An 18,291-nucleotide genomic window follows, 5' to 3' on the forward strand; every position below is an offset into this window, starting at 1 on the left:
AGCCAGGATCAAACTCTCCAATAAAGTTAGTTTGTCTAGCATCTAAAAATAAAAATTGACGTTTCACGTTGTTTGTTTCGTTCAGTTTTCAAAGAACTACTTGGTCGCTCACTTGCGACTTCCTTATGTTAACATTTCTATTTTGTAATGTCAACTAAGTTTTTCATTTCGATTGCCGCTTTCGACGTTGTTGTCATCAGCGACTCGTATAATACTACACCTCTAGACTCTAATCGTCAATATGTTTTTCTAAAAAAATATAAAAAGACTTATTTCTTTTTAAAATAAGCCTTTTTATCATGTAGCACGCTATCGTTTATTATTTTTCTATAATAGGTAAAGAGACGATAAATCGAATAATACCCTCCTCATATTCAGCTCGAATACTACCACCTTGTAACTCAACAATACTTTTCGCAATCGCAAGCCCGAGTCCAGAACCTTCTGTTACTCTACTTCGAGATTGATCCTTCTTATAGAAACGTTCAAACAAATTCGCTAACTCTTCTCTCGTAAACTCTTCACTATGATTCGCAATTACAATTTGTATATCCCTGCGCTGCCTTTGAAGAGAAACTTTTATCTCCCCATCATCTTTACTATACTTAATCGCATTCATTAGTAAATTATCAAATACACGAACCATCTTTTCCGAATCAATCGATGCATAAGCACGTTCCTCAGGAAACTTCTTAACAAACGTAAGTCCATGCTCTTCCGCCTGCGGTACTAATTCTTCTATTAATTGCTCGAGTAACTCATTCATACAAACTTCTTGTTTTTCTAATACAACTTGTTCATTTGTTAACTTCGTATACTCAAATAAATCTTCTATTAAATTCTTTAGCTGCTCCGACTTTGCAAAAGCAATTCTCGTATACTCATCATGTTGTTCTTGATTTTCATATTTAGAATCTCTAAGTAATCGCAAGTAACCCATAATAGAAGTCAGCGGTGTACGTAAATCATGAGATACATTCGTAATAAGCTCATTTTTCTGCTTTTCTAATTTACGCTCTTTTTCTATATTATTCATAAGCTCTTCCGCCATATTATTAATATTCTCAGTTAAAGACGCAATCTCATCTTCACCTTTCTTCTCAATGCGGTACGCTAAGTTTCCTTTTTCTATTTCCTTTACACCTTCTGCCATTGCTTCAATCTGCTTCATCTTTCTCTTTGTTATATAGAAGAAAGAGAAAATGAATACAAGGACACCAATTAAAAATGGGAATGGTCCTTCTACTTTATAATACACTACCTCCCCTTGAGGAATCCCGCTTACAAACATATATAAGTTCTTACCTTCAATTGTAATAGGCGAGAATGTAATAAACTCTTTTCTTGATCTTTCAATATCATTATTATTTGAATAATTGATAGCAAATGAAGTCGCATTACGAATTGTATTATGCAAATTAATTTGTTCTTCTTGCGCTTGCTTCGTTTTATACAAAACTTTACCATTTTCGTCAGTAACTAATATTTTAAAGGCATCATTCCCTTGCTCTAAATTCTCATTTTCTAGTTCTATCATATTTTGTACAGCATCTAATTTATTTTCAGCAACCATCATTTCCGCTGTACTTTGAGCTTTACGATTAATTTGCTCCATACCATCTCTATAATTAATCTCAGCATGCTGGCTAGCATCTTCAAAAATAGGTGCTACTATCTTCGTTGATACAAAGAGACCTAATAACGCACAAGCAGTAAACGCCGTAATAAGTTGAATCCTTATACTCCGTTTCACGCTCTTTATTATCTTCCCAATTAACTCTCGAATTTTCCTAGCATAAGTAAACGGATTAAATATCTTTTTCAATCTTATACCCCACTCCCCATACTGTTTTTATATATCTAGGCTTCCTTGGATTCTCCTCAATCTTTTCACGTACTTTTCGAATATGCACCATTACAGTATTATCAGACTGGAAAGATCGTTCGTTCCACACCTTTTCATAAATTTGCTCCGCACTAAACACCATACCTGGATTTCTAGCTAGCAATTCTAAAATTGAAAATTCCCTCGGGGTTAGTTTCACTTCTTCTCCCTCTACAATAACTTTATGGGTCGAGATGTTTATTTTCATCTCTCCAATTTCTAGCTCGTCCTCATTTTGAATAGCAAAGCCATTCATTTTCATATAACGGCGTAACTGAGATTTAATTCGTGCAATTAACTCTAATGGATTAAAGGGCTTCGTTACGTAATCATCTGCTCCTGTTGTTAATCCTAAAATCTTATCCATATCTTGCGTTTTCGCAGAAAGCATAATAATAGGCATCTCTTTCGATTCTCTTACTTTCATACACATATGAATACCATCTACTTTCGGCATCATAATATCTAATACGACTAGATGCACTTCATTTTCTTCCAGTAAACGTAGCCCTTCTTCTCCGTCCCCTGCTTGTAATACTTTATATCCTTCATTCTTTAAATAGATTGTAATTAAATTCCGAATTTCTTTTTCATCATCTACGACAAGTATTGTTTCGTGTGCCACAATATCTCCCCCATTACTTTTTTAATCCCTAACTTCTATTATAGGAAAACTTCTGAAGAAAAACGCTCGGAAATCCTTAAGTTTTTCTGAAGACGCAAAAAAAGGTCTAGACTCCCCTTAAGTCTAGACCTTTAAAAAACCCCTTTTATTTACGAACGTAGATGAAATATAGTACGAATAAAACTCCCATAACATACATAATCGGATGAACCTCTTTACGACGACCACTCACAACCATTGTAATTGGATAGAAGATAAATCCAATCGCAATCCCAGTTGCGATACTATACGTAAGTGGCATAGAGATAATTGTAAAGAATGCTGGCACTGCAATCTCGAATTTCTTCCAATCAATTTCCCCTAAAGAAGAAACCATCAAGATTCCTACAATAATTAAAGCTGGTGCCGTTACAGCTGGCGTTACAACACTTAGTAATGGCGAGAAGAATAGTGCCAGTAAGAAGAATCCTGCTGTTACAACTGCTGTAAATCCAGAACGTCCTCCCGCTGCTACCCCTGCAGACGATTCAATGTAAGACGTTGTTGTTGATGTACCCAAGATTGCACCAATTACAGTTGCAATCGCATCTGCAAATAATGCTTTTCCTGCACGTGGTAATTTATTGTTCTTCATTAATCCAGCTTGATTCGCAACCGCTACAAGCGTACCTGCTGTATCAAAGAAATCGATAAAGAAGAACGTTATAATAACAATCCCCATTTGAACCGTAAAAATATCTCCGAAGTGCGTTAACGCCACGCCGAACGTTGGTTCTAGACTCGGTATTGCTCCCACTACAGCTTTCGGAGTATCAATTAATCCTGTTGCCACTCCTAAGATCGCTGTAAGAATCATACCGTAAAATACTGCACCATTAACTTTCTTAATCATGAAGATGATTGTCGTAACAACCCCGAAGATTGCTAGTAACGTTGTGCCCTTTGTTAAGTCCCCCAACCCAACAAGAACAGCATCATTTTTCACGATAATTCCAGCATTTTGGAATCCAAGGAATGCAATGAACAATCCGATACCTGCTGCTACTGCAAACTTTAACTCCGATGGAATTGCATTAATGATTTTTTCACGAATACCTGAAGCAGTAAGAATAATAAAGATAATACCTGACATTAATGTTCCGGCAATGGCCGTTTGCCACGGAATACCCATCGTTAACACTGCTGTATAAGCAAAGAACGCGTTAATTCCCATACCTGGCGCTAAAGCAATTGGATACTTCGCGAAAATACCCATAATTAACGAACCGATTGCTGCCGCTAATGCCGTAGCAACGAATACTGCACCTGGATCCATCCCTGTACCTGCTGGTAACCCTTTAACATTTCCAAGCGACAGCGTAGCAGGATTGACAAACAGTACGTAAGCCATAGATAGAAATGTTGTTAACCCCGCTATGAACTCAGTTTTATAATTCGTACCGAGCTCATCAAATTGAAAATAGCGTTTCATCCTACGTTTCCCCCGTTATATGATTACTCGCCGTAATCTCCCTAGCCCTCTTTTATCTATTAAAAATAAAAAAGGCTTCCATTGCATATACATGGAAGCGTTCTATGAATAAAGACAAGTTGCCCCTCATCTTTATCTAAACGCCTCGTAGTCAAGCCATTTACGGTAGCTAGGTAGAAACTTTCGGGCCATATCCCCGATATTATACGACGGCATAATATTCACTTTTCGTTTGAATTACATACTCATATTAACTCTTGAATGTATTTTTGTCAATTTAAAAGCGAACATTTTTATATTTTTTTATATTTTCGTTCGTATTAACAACGAAAACAAAAAGATCCATCTATTCATGAATGATAGATGGATCTTTTTTATTACAATACTATTCCCACTCAATAGTTGCTGGTGGCTTACTCGTTACATCATACACGATACGGTTAACGTGTTTTACTTCGTTTACGATACGTACAGAGATTTTCTCTAGTACGTCCCAAGGGATACGTGCCCAGTCAGCTGTCATACCGTCAATAGATGTTACTGCACGGATACCTACTGTGTAATCATAAGTACGCTCGTCACCCATAACACCTACGCTACGCATACCAGGAAGCGCCGTGAAGTATTGCCAGATTTCGCGGTCTAATCCTGCTTTAATAATTTCTTCACGTAAAATCGCATCAGATTCACGAACGATTTCTAATTTCTCTTCTGTGATTTCACCTAATACACGAATACCAAGACCAGGACCTGGGAATGGTTGACGCCATACGATTTCATCAGGAATTCCTAGTTCAGATCCTAATACACGTACTTCATCTTTAAATAACGTATTTAAAGGCTCAATTAATTTGAACTGCATGTCTTCTGGAAGTCCACCAACGTTATGGTGAGATTTAATTGTTTGTGCAGTTGCTGTACCACTTTCAACGATATCTGTGTAAAGTGTACCTTGTGCTAAGAAGTCCATACCTTGTAATTTAGATGCTTCATCATCAAATACGTAAATGAATTCGTTACCGATGATTTTACGTTTTTGTTCTGGATCTTCTACACCTTTTAACTTGTTCATGAAACGTTCTTGTGCATCCACTTTAATAACGTTCATATGGAAGCCTTCGCTAAATGTTTTCATAACGCCTTCTGCTTCACCTTTACGAAGTAAACCGTGGTCAACGAAAATACATGTTAACTGATCGCCGATTGCTTTATGAATTAATACTGCTACAACAGAAGAGTCTACGCCGCCACTAAGTGCACATAGTACTTTTTTGTCTCCAACAGTTTCACGGATCTTTTCTAATTCTACTTCGATAAAGTTCTCCATGTTCCATCCTTCAGAACAACCACATACGCCGAATACGAAGTTTTTAATTAAATCGTTACCGTGCTCAGAGTGACGTACTTCTGGATGGAATTGTACACCGTATAAGTTTTTCGCTTCATTGCTCATACCAGCAATTGGGCAAGACTCACTTGTTGCGTCTACTACGAATCCTTCAGGTAAACCAGTTACTAAGTCGCCATGACTCATCCATACAACTTGCTCTTCTGGAAGGTTCGCATATAATTTTGATTCGTTCTCTACTTTAAGAACAGCTTTTCCGTACTCACGGTGGTTGGCACGCTCTACTTTACCACCGAAGTGTTGTGTCATAAGCTGCATACCGTAACAGATACCGAAGATCGGTAAACCTAGTTCGAAGATTTTTTCATCACAATGTAATGCACCTTCACCGTATACGCTATTTGGTCCACCAGAGAAAATAATCCCTTTTGGATTCATTGCTTTAATTTCTTCTGCAGTAATTGTATGTGGATGAAGTTCACTGTATACACCGAACTCACGAATTCGACGTGCTATTAACTGATTGTATTGACTTCCAAAATCTAAAACGATAATTGTATCGTGTTGCTTCTTCAAAATAATCACCCCAACGTTAGTTCTCGTATATAAATATTTTCACCAATTTGGCGAAAAGCATTACTAATATAATAAAAAAAGCCAGTCCTCCGCCTCTAGTCTCATAACAAAGAAAAGGCAGGGGTCTGGCTTTATAAAGAAAGATAGTCTCCGCTCTTTATAAATATAAGACACACTGCCTTCATAGTCAGGTTGTTTACGGTAACCCGGTAGAGACTCTCAAACCATATCATTGAGGATATATGAAGGATCGTTTTATATTATCTTCCTAGATTCTAACAATGAAGTATCTATATGGTCAAGAGAGAAAGCGACAAAATTCTACAGAAATTCATTTCCTTTTCTAAAAAACATCCATTTCTATATAGAAATGGATGTTTTTTAGAAAAGAATTACATCATCCCACCCATGCCAGGCATTACCGGTGTAATTGATTCTAGTTTGTCAGCTACTACAGCTAAAGTCGTATCATCAGTTTCTCCCTATTTTTTACCTATCCGTATAAAAATTTCATCAACCTGTTCTAGCTCTTACGCTGGCATGAATACACACAAACAAAAGAGTTAATAGACACTATAAAAGCCTATGCAAGTTATACATAAGCTTTTTGTTATTCACGATTAGCTATTCTTCAAGTCCTAATCCTTAAAGCAATTATTAATAAGATTAAATATAATAATCAGGGTTTTCGTCCATTTTAATTAAAAATTCTTCTAAAGAATCCGCTATTTTTATGTTCTCAGAGTAGATGGGACACTGTCCTAATTCATTTTCTTCTTTAAATTTAATTGTTAAAAAGTTAAGTTCTGTTGCTTCAAAAAATACTAATGATTCATCATCATCTACATCATCTAGGTTTGGATTATATTCGTAAATATCCTGTCTTAAGCGAAAATCCGCAACTGAAATCGGGTCCATAAACCTGTTGAAAAACATTCTTTTATCAGACTTTAAAAAACCACAGCCTATTTCTTGATAAAAACGTTGCAGTTCTTTTGGGAGTTCCATTTGTAATAAGTTTTCTGCTTCATCTATCTCTTCTTGATATATAGGATAAAAAATAGGTTTTTGTTTAGAACGTACACTTCTGTCTGCTACAACATATTTTTTCAAAAAGTTAAACATAGCGTTAATACCTCCGTTATTTACTTTTTCTTAAAAATCTCTTTTGAAATACCTTCCTTGCCATGAATCCCACCTTGATGTTCAGTAGGAAATTTAGCTGGGTGTATATTCCACCACTCATGTTCTCCACCGTGTGCATTTTCAATAAAATGATGTGCATCATACGGGTCATCTACATGCCTTAGCGGTATTCCTCTTCTAGAAAGGATTTCTTCTTCATAAGTAGGCCATTTTTGATTAGTCTCCAGTTCCCACTCTTCTCTTAAATCATCTTTTAATCTACCAAATTCGCTTCTTCTTTTTGCAACTTCTTCTTTGCTTAATCGTTCATAACTATTATTTTCTATGTGTTCTTGTAGTAATTCCCTCTGTTTTTCAGAGATTTTTCTATTTGTAATTTCTTCTACTTGGCTAAGGTATTCTTGGAATCTAGGTGTATTTAAATTACCAGGGTCAGCAAACATAAATGTATTTCGTGCTTCTTCTAAAGAATTAAAAGAAGTTTTTGGAACATCTCTAAAATCACCAACATATGCAAAGGGGTCTCTCATTTTTAATTTATTTGAAAAATGAGAAATACTCTGTTCTGCTTTTATCCCTAATGTAGTCACTTTCCCTACTCTGCTTATTCCTTTATCCCCAACCCATCCCAATCCAAGTCCCATAAAAATACTTGTGCCCCATTTTGTACGACTTTCCGCATCACCATGCCAAAAATCATTCATAAATGAATCCGAAACAGTATTCCAAGCAGTAGAAACTGTCTCTATAGGGTGACCTATGGCATACTTAACATTTTCCTTTGCTACTGTATCATCTAATGAATCAAATCCTTCTACAAGCTCCCCAATAACTTGCCCAGAGCCAACGTATATACCATCCCAAATTTTTCTCAGCATAGATTTTTCAGGGGGTTTGTCGCCCATTGCTCCTGCTTCTATCTTTTCATTAGATAAACTTCCATCAACTAAATTACCATCATAAAGTTCATCAGCATTACGAAACTTTTCAGCAGCATGCATTAGTTCTTCTGCAATCTTATCAAATTCCCTAAACACATTAAACATTTGAGGTTTTGTTTCATTAAACATCTGATAAAATCTTTGACTCGTTGCACCATTCCACATTGAAGCTACGTATTCCGTTTGGTTATATAAATCTTTATGTATTTGTTCTAACCTATTTTTAGTTTCAAGAACAAGCTTTGCTGACTGTTCTAGCCGTTCTGGCGTAACCTTTATTTGCGTCATGCTACCCCTTCTCCATACAATATTTTACACAAAAATTATATCACGTGAAGCTATTTCACCGTACTAAATATTCGGAATTTACTACCAAAAAATTATCCCCCCCTTTTTAAGAAGTTGAAACGCCGCTGTCTAAATAAACACGCGAATCCTATCAAAATATATCTTCTCTTATTAACTTTCTCTTTGCAAAATCAAGTATCCCTCTCACTTTTTCAGGATGATTTATTCCACGTAAATGCCCAAATACACTGTAACTTCGTATTTATTGTTTTAGCTGTATTACCTTTATCTTGGAATAACGTACATAGCTTTTCACATAAAGAGTTTTAATTTCTTCAACATTCAAAATGTCATTATCGTGACAGTAATTGATAAAACTACCTAATAGAACCTCATAATTTTGATATTTACCCTCGTTATATTCCCGAACTTACGGTCTTCAAGAAATTCCTTTTATGCAATTTTAAAAAACATAAAAAAGACTACCTCCTCTCATCAAGGAAGTAGCCTTCTTCTAATTAACTATTTATACATTGCACAGCTTCACAGAGTGATGCTTATTACATCATTCCGCCCATACCGCCCATGCCCATGCCGCCCATGTCAGGCATTGCTGGTGCATTTGGCTCTGGCTTGTCAGCTACTACAGCTTCAGTTGTTAAGAACATAGCTGCAACAGATGCTGCGTTTTGAAGTGCAGAACGAGTTACTTTAGCTGGATCTACGATACCAGACTCAAGCATGTTAACCCATTCGCCAGTAGCTGCGTTGAAACCAACGCCTACTTTTTCGCCTTTTAGACGCTCTACAACTACAGATCCTTCTAGACCAGCGTTGATTGCGATTTGACGAACTGGCTCTTCTAGTGCGCGAAGTACGATGTTGATACCTGTTGCTTCGTCGCCTTCAGCTACGATAGAAGCTACTTTCGTGTATACGTTCATAAGTGAAGTACCACCACCTGCAACGATACCTTCTTCTACTGCTGCACGAGTTGAGTTAAGTGCATCTTCAATGCGAAGTTTGCGCTCTTTCAACTCAGTTTCAGTTGCTGCACCTACTTTAATTACCGCTACGCCACCTGCTAGTTTAGCAAGACGCTCTTGTAATTTTTCACGATCGAATTCAGAAGTTGTTTCTTCTAATTGCGCACGAATTTGACCGATGCGAGCTGCGATTTGCTCTGTATTTCCAATACCTTCAACTACAGTTGTGTTTTCTTTTGTAACAACAACTTTACCAGCGCGTCCTAAAGATTCAACTGTAGCAGATTTTAAGTCACGACCTAATTCTTCAGTGATTACTTCGCCACCAGTTAAGATTGCGATATCTTCTAGCATTGCTTTACGACGGTCACCAAATCCAGGAGCTTTAACAGCTACTACATTGAATGTACCACGAAGTTTGTTCACTACTAATGTAGCTAAAGCTTCGCCTTCTACATCTTCAGCAATGATAAGAAGTGGTTTACCTTGTTGTACCACTTGCTCTAATACTGGTAAGATTTCTTGAATGTTAGAAATCTTTTTGTCAGTAATTAAGATATATGGGTTATCAAGAACTGCTTCCATTTTGTCAGAATCAGTAATCATGTAAGGAGATGCATATCCACGATCAAATTGCATACCTTCTACTACGTCTAATTCTGTTGTGAATCCTTTAGACTCTTCTAAAGTAATAACGCCGTCGTTACCAACGCGCTCCATTGCTTCAGCGATTAATTGACCTACTTCTTCGTCAGCTGCAGAAATAGCAGCTACTTGTGCGATAGAAGATTTGCCTTCGATTGGTTTAGAAATCGTTTTTAATTCTTCAATTGCAGCAGTAACAGCTTTTTCGATACCTTTACGAAGACCCATTGGGTTAGCACCAGCTGTTACGTTTTTAAGACCTTCACGAATCATAGCTTGCGCTAATACAGTTGCAGTTGTTGTTCCGTCACCAGCTACATCATTTGTTTTGCTAGCAACTTCTGCTACTAATTTTGCACCCATGTTTTCGAATGCATCTTCTAATTCGATTTCTTTTGCGATTGTTACACCATCATTTGTAATAAGTGGTGAACCGAATTTTTTCTCAAGTACAACGTTACGACCTTTTGGTCCAAGTGTTACTTTTACTGCGTTTGCAAGAGTGTCGACACCGCGAAGCATCGAACGACGTGCTTCTTCACTAAATTTAATATCTTTTGCCATAATAATTGACCCCCTTGGATTTTTTAAGATTTATATAATTAACCGATAACTGCTAAAATGTCACTTTCACGTAAAATCAAGTAGTCTGTACCTTCATATTTCACTTCAGTACCTGCATATTTTGAGAAGATGATAAGATCACCTGCTGCTACCTCTAAAGCAACACGCTCACCATTTTCAAGCACTCGACCAGTACCTACTGCAACAACTTTACCCTCTTGTGGTTTTTCTTTTGCAGTATCTGGTAATACGATACCACTTGCTGTTTTTTCTTCTGCTTGAACAAGCTCAATTACAACGCGATCACCTAATGGCTTTAGCATGAACAATAACCTCCTCATTTTGTTATGTAAATTTTATTTATTAGCACTCAAGTCATCCGAGTGCTAACACACTTATAATAATAAATAATCTCAATTTCTTTTGCAAGTAAAAAAATCATAATTTTTTCGCAAATTACTATATAAACTTTCTATATAGAATACTGCCTTTACTATATGAATCGTTGTTTCCCCAACTCGTATGTTACAATATGAAAGACACCCTAAGTTGTTTTCGCTAAACGCACAACTTTTTCCTGTCTCTTACTTCAATTTCAAATATGTATTTACAAAAAAATCATAATTCGGATGAAAGTTTATATCGTAGATAACATATTTACATGTTATCCTACCTCATCTCATACACTAGAGTTAGAAAGGATGGTTAAACCATTTGAAAAAACAATACTGGTGGATTATCGTTACATACATTTTAATGCAATTATCTGGCGCTGTTGGATTACCACTTCTCCTAAAAACAGGACTCTATGATAATAGAGGATTTACCATTGAGGAAAAAGGACAAATCATAATGGGACACTGGGCAATTATTAGCTTCTTTGTTGCATTATGTATCGTACTTTGGTTACTTAGAACAGATATTCGCGACAGACATTTAGATGCAACGCGCTCTTCTGTTCCAGCTACAATTGGGTGGATTTTCATCGGGTTCTTCTTAGCAATCATCTCACAATCCATTGCAGGTATGATTGAAGTGTATGTATTTGGGGTTCCACGTGGATCTGAGAATACAGACAGACTGATGGACATCGCAAGAACGATACCTTGGTTCCTTATTGTTGTATCTATAATTGGACCTATCTTAGAAGAAATCGTATTTAGAAAAATTTTATTCGGTACACTTTATAAGAAGTTTAACTTCTTTATTGCAGCTATCATTAGTTCGCTTGTATTCGCAGCAATTCATTTTGATTTTACTCACTTATTGGTATACACTTCTATGGGGCTCGTATTCGCCTTTTTATATGTAAAAACGAAGCGAATTATCGTTCCTATTGCAGCTCATGTTGCGATGAATACATTAGTCGCTATCGGGCAAATTTTTATGAGCAATGAGCAAATTCAAGAAATGATTAAAGAAGCTGAAAAAATGCAAGGCTTTATCGGAGGATTTTTTGTATGAGAAACTCACCATTGTTCATGGCTGCACTATACTTCCTTCTTGGATGTATCTTTACACGCTTCGCCATTACGAATGTGACAGATACAATCTGGAATGTATGGACAATACTATTTGCAGTTATGGCAACAATTGATTTTAATTTGGCACTTCGCCTTATATTAGTTAAATTCACAAAGAAGAAACAATAATAAAACGCAGAGGTCGCTTCCTCTGCGTTTTATTGTGGATAATTTTTCAAAAAGTAAACTAATGTTTGTAACTCTACAGCTAAATCAATATGATGAATTCTAATATTCTCTGATACGTTTAATCGTGCTGGTGTGAAATTTAAAATACCGTGCACGCTCGTTTCAGCTAATCTATCTGCTACAGCTTGCGCTACTGTAGCCGGTACTGTTAATATTGCCACTTGTATATCATTTGATAATCTCTCTTCTAATTCATCTAAATGATATACAGGAATGCCTCCGATTTCTGTTCCAACTTTCTCTTCACTAACATCAAACGCCATTTCAATTTTTGTATTATTGTTTTTCGTGAAATTATAATGTAAGAAAGCGGTCCCTAAATTACCTACTCCAATAAGTGCTACACGCGTTATATCATCTTGATCAAGTGTTTCGCGGAAAAATGATAATAAATAATTTACGTTATATCCATATCCCTTTTTCCCTAACGCTCCAAAATACGAAAAATCTCTTCGTATTGTTGCGGAATCTACCTTTACCGCTTCACTCAATTCGGCCGATGAAACACGCTGCTTACCAGAAAGAGATAAGTTTTGGATAAATCGATAGTATAGAGGCAATCGTTTAGCAGTGGCTTGTGGAATCTTTTGCTGATCCATATGACCTCTCCTCTCTTCCTATCTTCATTCATATACTTTAATCAAATACAGAAGTTTAGTACTCATTAAATTCCTTGTATAATAAAGAGAAGAAGTATTCTCTCTTTATTTTAAACTATACACTATTTTTAGTATGATTGAGAAATATAAACATGGCAAAGTTAAGAAATTATTTGAGGTGAAAACATTGATTTTATTACAAGTAAATGGACTTTCGAAATTATACGGCGCAGAAACAATTCTCGCAAACATAAAATTGGAAGTACAAACAAAAGATCGTATCGCATTAGTTGGAAGGAATGGAGCTGGAAAATCTACATTATTAAAAATTATCGCTGGTGAGTTATCTCATGATGGTGGCGAAATTATAAAACCGAAAGATGTCTCAATCGGGTATTTAGCTCAAAATACCGGACTAGAAACGTCTTTAACAATTTGGGATGAAATGTTAACCGTCTTTACCCACTTACAGCAAATGGAGACAAAACTTCGAAGGCTAGAGCAAGAGATGGGAAAAGAAGAAAACTTTTCAAACGAAGCTACATACGAAAGATTGTTAGCTGATTATGACCAATTGCAACTCAATTATAAAGATCAAGGTGGATATCAATATGAAGCGGATATTCGCTCCATTTTAAGCGGCCTTGGCTTCCCAGTTGAAACGCACCAGACGACGATTTCTACTTTAAGCGGTGGGCAAAAAACAAGATTAGCTCTCGGAAAATTATTATTAACAAAACCAGACTTACTTATTTTGGACGAGCCTACAAACCATTTAGACATCGAAACATTAACATGGCTTGAGCAATATTTACAAGGTTATCCTGGCGCAATATTAATCGTTTCACATGACCGTTATTTCTTAGACAAACTTGTTACACAAGTATATGAAATTTCGAATAAAGAAAGCAGACGATTTGTTGGTAACTACAGTAAATATTTAGACTTAAAATCAGCATTATATGAGCAAGAAATGAAACGTTACGAAAAACAACAAGATGAAATCGCAAAACTTGAGGACTTCGTTCAAAAGAATATAGCTCGCGCCTCTACAACGAAACGTGCTCAAAGTCGCCGTAAACAACTAGACAGAATGGAATTATTAACGAGACCATTAGGGGATTCTAAGTCAGCATCATTCCACTTCGATATTGAAAAGCAAAGTGGAAATGATGTTTTACAAGTAAAGGATGCAACCATTGGCTATGATGAGGACCCTATAATTGAAAACGTAACTATGCGCTTAACTCGCGGAGATAGTGTTGCTTTAGTTGGTCCAAACGGAATTGGGAAATCCACATTATTAAAATCTATTGTGAATAAGTTACCACTATTAAATGGTGATGTTTCTTTCGGATCAAATGTATCTGTTGGTTATTATGATCAAGAACAAGCAAACTTAACATCTTCTAAACGGGTTTTAAATGAACTATGGGATGAATATCCACTGCAACCTGAAAAAGAAATCCGTACTATACTCGGGAACTTTTTATTTACAGGAGATGATGTACTGAAACCAGTATCTTCCCTTAGTGGTGGACAAAAAGCTCGATTAGCTCTTGCGAAACTTATGATGCAAAAGTCAAATTTATTAATTCTGGATGAGCCTACGAACCACCTTGATTTAAATAGTAAAGAGATTTTAGAGAATGCTTTAATTGATTATCCAGGGACTCTTCTATTTGTCTCACATGATCGCTACTTCATTAACCGTGTAACAACGACTGTGGTTGAGTTATCAACAGAAGGTGCACAGGAATATTTAGGGGATTACGATTACTATGTGGAGAAGAAAAATGAAATGATTGAACGCGCAGCATTTGAACAACTTGAACAGCAAGAAAATCAGGCACCTGTTCAAAAAACTGTAGCTCAAGAAAAATTAAATTATCTCGAAGAAAAAGAGCGTAAACAATTAGAACGTCAACGCACTCGAAAAATTGAAGAACTAGAACAAAACATCGTAAACTTAGAAGAAGAAATTGCTACGTTAGAAGATCAACTTTGCTTACCAGAAATATATGCAGATTATGAAAAAGCGAGTGAAATTACAACTAAAAAACAAACGCTACAAGAACAACTTGAAACTTGTATGGCAGAGTGGGAAGAGCTGCATGTATAAGAGTATTTAAATAAGGAAGATGTCTCATCAGTCATGATTTTTGACTATGTGACATCTTTTTTCTTTAAGTACATAAATAATTTTTTGAATATATCAATGGTAACTCGGAATATATCAACCAATTTTCAAATACATCTATTGTCACCCTATATATAAACGATTCGACACGAAATATCGATTTACCGACAAGGATTGACAATATCAGCACCCTCTATAATAGAAGGATATTTCAAAATGTTTTTCAGGGATATCTTCTTACTTTTTATTTCCCGAAAAACAATATATTCAAAGGTCAGACTTCATCTAGTTTATCCACAAACTTATACACATATCCACCTTTATAAAATAGCTAACAAAACAACTTTTCCACATTATCCACAACTAACAAAAAAGATATCAACACTTTATATACACAACAAAACCCACATTATCAACAGATAATATGGGTTTTATCCACAAGCTGTGGTTAATTATGTGCATAACTATGCTTCAATATCTAATCCTGGATTCGCATTTAAGGCTAATGTTGCACGCTTGCCTTGTTCATACGCAATTGTCCCTGCCGCTGCAATCATTGCTGCATTATCTGTGCATAAAGATAGCGGTGGAATAATTAGTTCAATGTTTTCTTTTTGTGCAAATTCTTCTTCTAATCGCGCACGAAGTCCTTTATTAGCAGCTACTCCACCAGCAAGAAGTAATTGCTTTACATTATAAGCTTCTGCTGCACGAGCTGCTTTCGTTACAAGTACATCTATTACACTTTCTTGGAAACTTGCCGCTAAATCTTCTGGTTTAATTTCTATACCACGTTGTTTCGCGTTATGCACAGTGTTGATAACTGCTGATTTCAATCCACTAAAGCTAAAATCATATGAATTCGGTTCTAGCCATGCACGAGGCAAATCAATTGTTGGTTCTCCTTCATGTGCAAGACGATCAATATGCGGACCACCTGGATATGGCATAGATAACGTACGAGCTACTTTATCATATGCTTCTCCAGCTGCATCATCTCGCGTTTCACCAATTACTTCAAATGAACCATGTTCTTTCATATAAACAAGTTCTGTATGCCCACCAGATACAACAAGTGATAATAGCGGGAATTGAACTTCTTTTACTAAACGGTTCGCATAAATATGACCTGCAATATGATGAACACCGACTAGCGGAATATCATGTGCAAAAGCTACTGCCTTCGCTGCATTTACCCCAATTAGAAGTGCTCCTACTAAACCAGGCCCTTCTGTTACAGCAATTGCATCAATATCATCAAATGTGATATTTGCTTCTTTTAAAGCTTCTTCTAACACAACTGTAATTTCTTCTACATGATGACGGGATGCAATCTCTGGTACAACCCCGCCAAAACGTTTATGACTTTCGATTTGTGATGCAACGACATTCGCAATAATTTCCGTTCCATTTTTAACAACCGCTACCGCTGTTTCATCACAGCTTGTTTCAATCCCAAGTATAATCGTATTTTTTTCCATTATATATTCACCCACATTACAAGACCATCTTCCTGATTGTCTGCATAGTATCGTTTACGAATTCCACCATTTTGAAATCCGTATTTTTTGTACAACTGCTTTGCTACTTCATTTGATACACGTACTTCAAGCGTCATTGTTTTTACTCCTAGTTCTTTCGCTTCTGAAATAACTGCTTTCAATAAGGCATCTCCCAATTTTTGACCTCGGTATTCTGGCAAAATAGCTATATTTGTTATATGTGATTCATCAATAATTATCCACAATCCACAATATCCGATTACACGACCATCTTTTTCTAACACAATATAATGTGCATGTTCATTCATCGTTAATTCACGGTGAAAGGCATCTGCAGTCCAAGGAGTTGAAAAAGATACTTCTTCAATAGCTACAATTTGAGCAATATCATCAAGTTCCATCTTTCTAAATATCATATCCATCTTCTGCAAGGCCCCTACTTGTTTTGACTTTCTAACCACTTTGTTTCAGCTTCAGCTAAACGAAGATAGCTTGGAACAAACGTATGCACATCTTGTTCTTCTTGTTGTAATCCTAAGAATGCTAGCTCACTTGGTCTTGGATTATTTTTAGTAAAAGGAGCGAATACAGCTTGATCACCTAAATGTTCTATAATTGTTTCTTTATGCAATTTAACATCATTACCGATAAATAAAACAGGCTGTCCTTTATCTTTTAACATTTGCAACCAGTCCACAATAAGAATAATTCGGTCTTCTTCTATTGAAGTTAACTGCTCTCCTTCATATGTATATAATCCAGTATAAATTTGCCCACGTCTTCCATCAAATAAAGGACAAATTAACCCATTAAAGTTAGCACCGTTTGCAGCTACTACCTCTAAACTTGATACACCTACAATTGGTATTTGAAGTGACCAAGCTAATGTTTTTGCCGCTGTCACGCCTATGCGAACACCTGTATATGATCCAGGTCCAGCAGCTACTACGATTTTAGTTAATTCCTTCGGTTTTACACCACATTCTTTTAACAGTTGCTCTACAGCTGGCATAAGACGTACAGAATGGTTTTTCGTCAAATTTGTAATGATTTCCCCAATCACGTTTCCTTCCTCAATAAGGGATACACCCATTACGTAATTTGAAGTATCAATTGCTAGTACTTTCATCTTGTAATAGCTCCTCACATAATCTAATATAGCGATCTCCAATTGGCTCGAGTATAATTTTTCTTGTGTCATCTCCCGCATGGAATAAACTAATTTGTAACTTTTCATTCGGTAAATATGCTTCTATTAAATGAGCCCATTCCACTACCGTAATTCCTTCACCGTAGAAATACTCATCAAAGCCTAAGTCCTCTTCGCTTTCTGCTAAGCGATACACGTCCATATGATATAGCGGTAATCTTCCTTTATATTCTTTAATAATATTAAAGGTAGGACTATTTACAACTCTTTTCACTCCAAGACCTTTTGCTAGTCCCTTTGTAAAAGTCGTCTTACCAGCTCCAAGATCTCCTTCTAAAATAATTACATCTTGTGCTTCTACGAGTTCACCTAGTTTTTCTGATAATCTTTGTGTTTCCGCAGAAGATTTTGTTGTTACTTCATATTTTCTCACAGACTTCACCTACTTTACTCACAATGTTCTCTGCTCTTTATTATACAGGTTTTGAATATATAAAAAAGTCCTTAGGAGTTGTCCTAAGGATAGTTTGACTGTCTTTATTAGTTTTTTGTTAAAACAAATAAAAAAATACGAAACAACTTGTTTCGTTCTTTTCTTTATATAAAATGGCGGTCCCGACCGGGGTCGAACCGGCGATCTCCTGCGTGACAGGCAGGCATGTTAACCACTACACCACGGGACCATTTGGTTGCGGGGACAGGATTTGAACCTG

At 36.3% G+C, this 18,291-nt stretch carries 16 protein-coding genes, 1 tRNA gene and 2 riboswitches; of the genes, 3 read left to right on the forward strand and 14 right to left on the reverse strand.

All coding sequences use genetic code 11. The annotated features are described in order from the left end of the window. Positions 1–319: 319 nt before the first annotated feature. The 8 genes from ACS2FK_RS29865 to groES all read right to left on the reverse strand — a co-directional run bounded on the left by ACS2FK_RS29865 (position 320) and on the right by groES (position 10,798). Positions 320–1,825, reverse strand: a complete 1,506-nt coding sequence (locus ACS2FK_RS29865; RefSeq protein WP_063546245.1) for a HAMP domain-containing sensor histidine kinase — start codon at positions 1,823–1,825, stop codon at positions 320–322. Then, positions 1,809–2,510: a response regulator transcription factor gene (locus tag ACS2FK_RS29870; protein WP_000929891.1), complete on the reverse strand. Its 702-nt coding sequence runs from the start codon at positions 2,508–2,510 to the stop codon at positions 1,809–1,811. Before ACS2FK_RS29870 ends, ACS2FK_RS29865 begins: the two co-directional genes overlap by 17 nt. A gap of 145 nt (positions 2,511–2,655) precedes the next feature. After that, on the reverse strand, positions 2,656–3,981 hold the full coding sequence (locus ACS2FK_RS29875; RefSeq protein ID WP_000833096.1) for an NCS2 family permease: 1,326 nt from the start codon (positions 3,979–3,981) through the stop codon (positions 2,656–2,658). Between the two features lie 128 nt (positions 3,982–4,109). Then, a riboswitch (purine riboswitch) is annotated at positions 4,110–4,211 on the reverse strand. A 155-nt stretch (positions 4,212–4,366) separates the two neighbouring features. Further along, the gene (guaA, locus tag ACS2FK_RS29880; protein WP_000743908.1) at positions 4,367–5,905 is read right to left on the reverse strand and encodes a glutamine-hydrolyzing GMP synthase; all 1,539 of its coding nucleotides are present in this window, start codon (positions 5,903–5,905) and stop codon (positions 4,367–4,369) included. 164 nt (positions 5,906–6,069) lie between these two features. Then, a riboswitch (purine riboswitch) is annotated at positions 6,070–6,171 on the reverse strand. Positions 6,172–6,571: 400 nt separating this feature from the next. Then, positions 6,572–7,030: an SMI1/KNR4 family protein gene (locus ACS2FK_RS29885; RefSeq protein ID WP_000481695.1), complete on the reverse strand. Its 459-nt coding sequence runs from the start codon at positions 7,028–7,030 to the stop codon at positions 6,572–6,574. A 20-nt stretch (positions 7,031–7,050) separates the two neighbouring features. Beyond that, positions 7,051–8,280, reverse strand: coding sequence for a WXG100 family type VII secretion target (locus ACS2FK_RS29890; protein ID WP_063546243.1), 1,230 nt, complete (start codon positions 8,278–8,280; stop codon positions 7,051–7,053). A gap of 560 nt (positions 8,281–8,840) precedes the next feature. Next, positions 8,841–10,475 carry a chaperonin GroEL gene (groL, locus tag ACS2FK_RS29895; RefSeq protein WP_001029992.1) on the reverse strand — a complete coding sequence of 545 codons (1,635 nt, stop codon included), beginning with the start codon at positions 10,473–10,475 and terminating at the stop codon, positions 8,841–8,843. A gap of 38 nt (positions 10,476–10,513) precedes the next feature. Further along, positions 10,514–10,798, reverse strand: a complete 285-nt coding sequence (gene groES / locus ACS2FK_RS29900; RefSeq protein WP_000917311.1) for a co-chaperone GroES — start codon at positions 10,796–10,798, stop codon at positions 10,514–10,516. Positions 10,799–11,189: 391 nt separating this feature from the next. Here groES and ACS2FK_RS29905 point away from each other — a divergent pair, with 391 nt between their 5' ends. Further along, positions 11,190–11,939, forward strand: coding sequence for a CPBP family intramembrane glutamic endopeptidase (locus ACS2FK_RS29905; RefSeq protein ID WP_063546241.1), 750 nt, complete (start codon positions 11,190–11,192; stop codon positions 11,937–11,939). Continuing rightward, the gene (locus tag ACS2FK_RS29910) at positions 11,936–12,127 is read left to right on the forward strand and encodes a YdiK family protein (RefSeq protein WP_001246204.1); all 192 of its coding nucleotides are present in this window, start codon (positions 11,936–11,938) and stop codon (positions 12,125–12,127) included. The genes ACS2FK_RS29905 and ACS2FK_RS29910 overlap by 4 nt, the downstream gene beginning before the upstream one ends. A 29-nt stretch (positions 12,128–12,156) precedes the next feature. Here the strand turns inward: ACS2FK_RS29910 and ACS2FK_RS29915 are convergent, their stop codons facing one another. After that, positions 12,157–12,786: a redox-sensing transcriptional repressor Rex gene (locus tag ACS2FK_RS29915; protein ID WP_000372699.1), complete on the reverse strand. Its 630-nt coding sequence runs from the start codon at positions 12,784–12,786 to the stop codon at positions 12,157–12,159. Positions 12,787–12,973: 187 nt separating this feature from the next. Between ACS2FK_RS29915 and ACS2FK_RS29920 the strand changes: the two genes are divergently transcribed. Then, positions 12,974–14,908 carry an ABC-F family ATP-binding cassette domain-containing protein gene (locus ACS2FK_RS29920; RefSeq protein ID WP_237657487.1) on the forward strand — a complete coding sequence of 645 codons (1,935 nt, stop codon included), beginning with the start codon at positions 12,974–12,976 and terminating at the stop codon, positions 14,906–14,908. 482 nt (positions 14,909–15,390) lie between these two features. On the opposite strand, the gene tsaD is transcribed toward ACS2FK_RS29920, so the two are convergent. From tsaD to ACS2FK_RS29945, 5 genes are all read right to left on the reverse strand, one after another. Then, positions 15,391–16,407, reverse strand: a complete 1,017-nt coding sequence (gene tsaD / locus ACS2FK_RS29925; protein ID WP_000414595.1) for a tRNA (adenosine(37)-N6)-threonylcarbamoyltransferase complex transferase subunit TsaD — start codon at positions 16,405–16,407, stop codon at positions 15,391–15,393. After that, positions 16,407–16,850, reverse strand: a complete 444-nt coding sequence (gene rimI, locus ACS2FK_RS29930; RefSeq protein ID WP_000367207.1) for a ribosomal protein S18-alanine N-acetyltransferase — start codon at positions 16,848–16,850, stop codon at positions 16,407–16,409. Before rimI ends, tsaD begins: the two co-directional genes overlap by 1 nt. Positions 16,851–16,864: 14 nt before the next feature. After that, positions 16,865–17,557, reverse strand: a complete 693-nt coding sequence (gene tsaB, locus ACS2FK_RS29935) for a tRNA (adenosine(37)-N6)-threonylcarbamoyltransferase complex dimerization subunit type 1 TsaB (protein WP_000865771.1) — start codon at positions 17,555–17,557, stop codon at positions 16,865–16,867. Beyond that, the gene (gene tsaE / locus ACS2FK_RS29940) at positions 17,538–18,011 is read right to left on the reverse strand and encodes a tRNA (adenosine(37)-N6)-threonylcarbamoyltransferase complex ATPase subunit type 1 TsaE (RefSeq protein WP_001233790.1); all 474 of its coding nucleotides are present in this window, start codon (positions 18,009–18,011) and stop codon (positions 17,538–17,540) included. The genes tsaB and tsaE overlap by 20 nt, the downstream gene beginning before the upstream one ends. Before the next feature lie 174 nt (positions 18,012–18,185). After that, positions 18,186–18,261: transfer RNA gene (locus ACS2FK_RS29945), tRNA-Asp, on the reverse strand. Positions 18,262–18,291 lie beyond the last annotated feature (30 nt).

The organism is Bacillus cereus group sp. BceL220 (assembly GCF_051776965.1).
Classification (GTDB): domain Bacteria; phylum Bacillota; class Bacilli; order Bacillales; family Bacillaceae_G; genus Bacillus_A; species Bacillus_A cereus.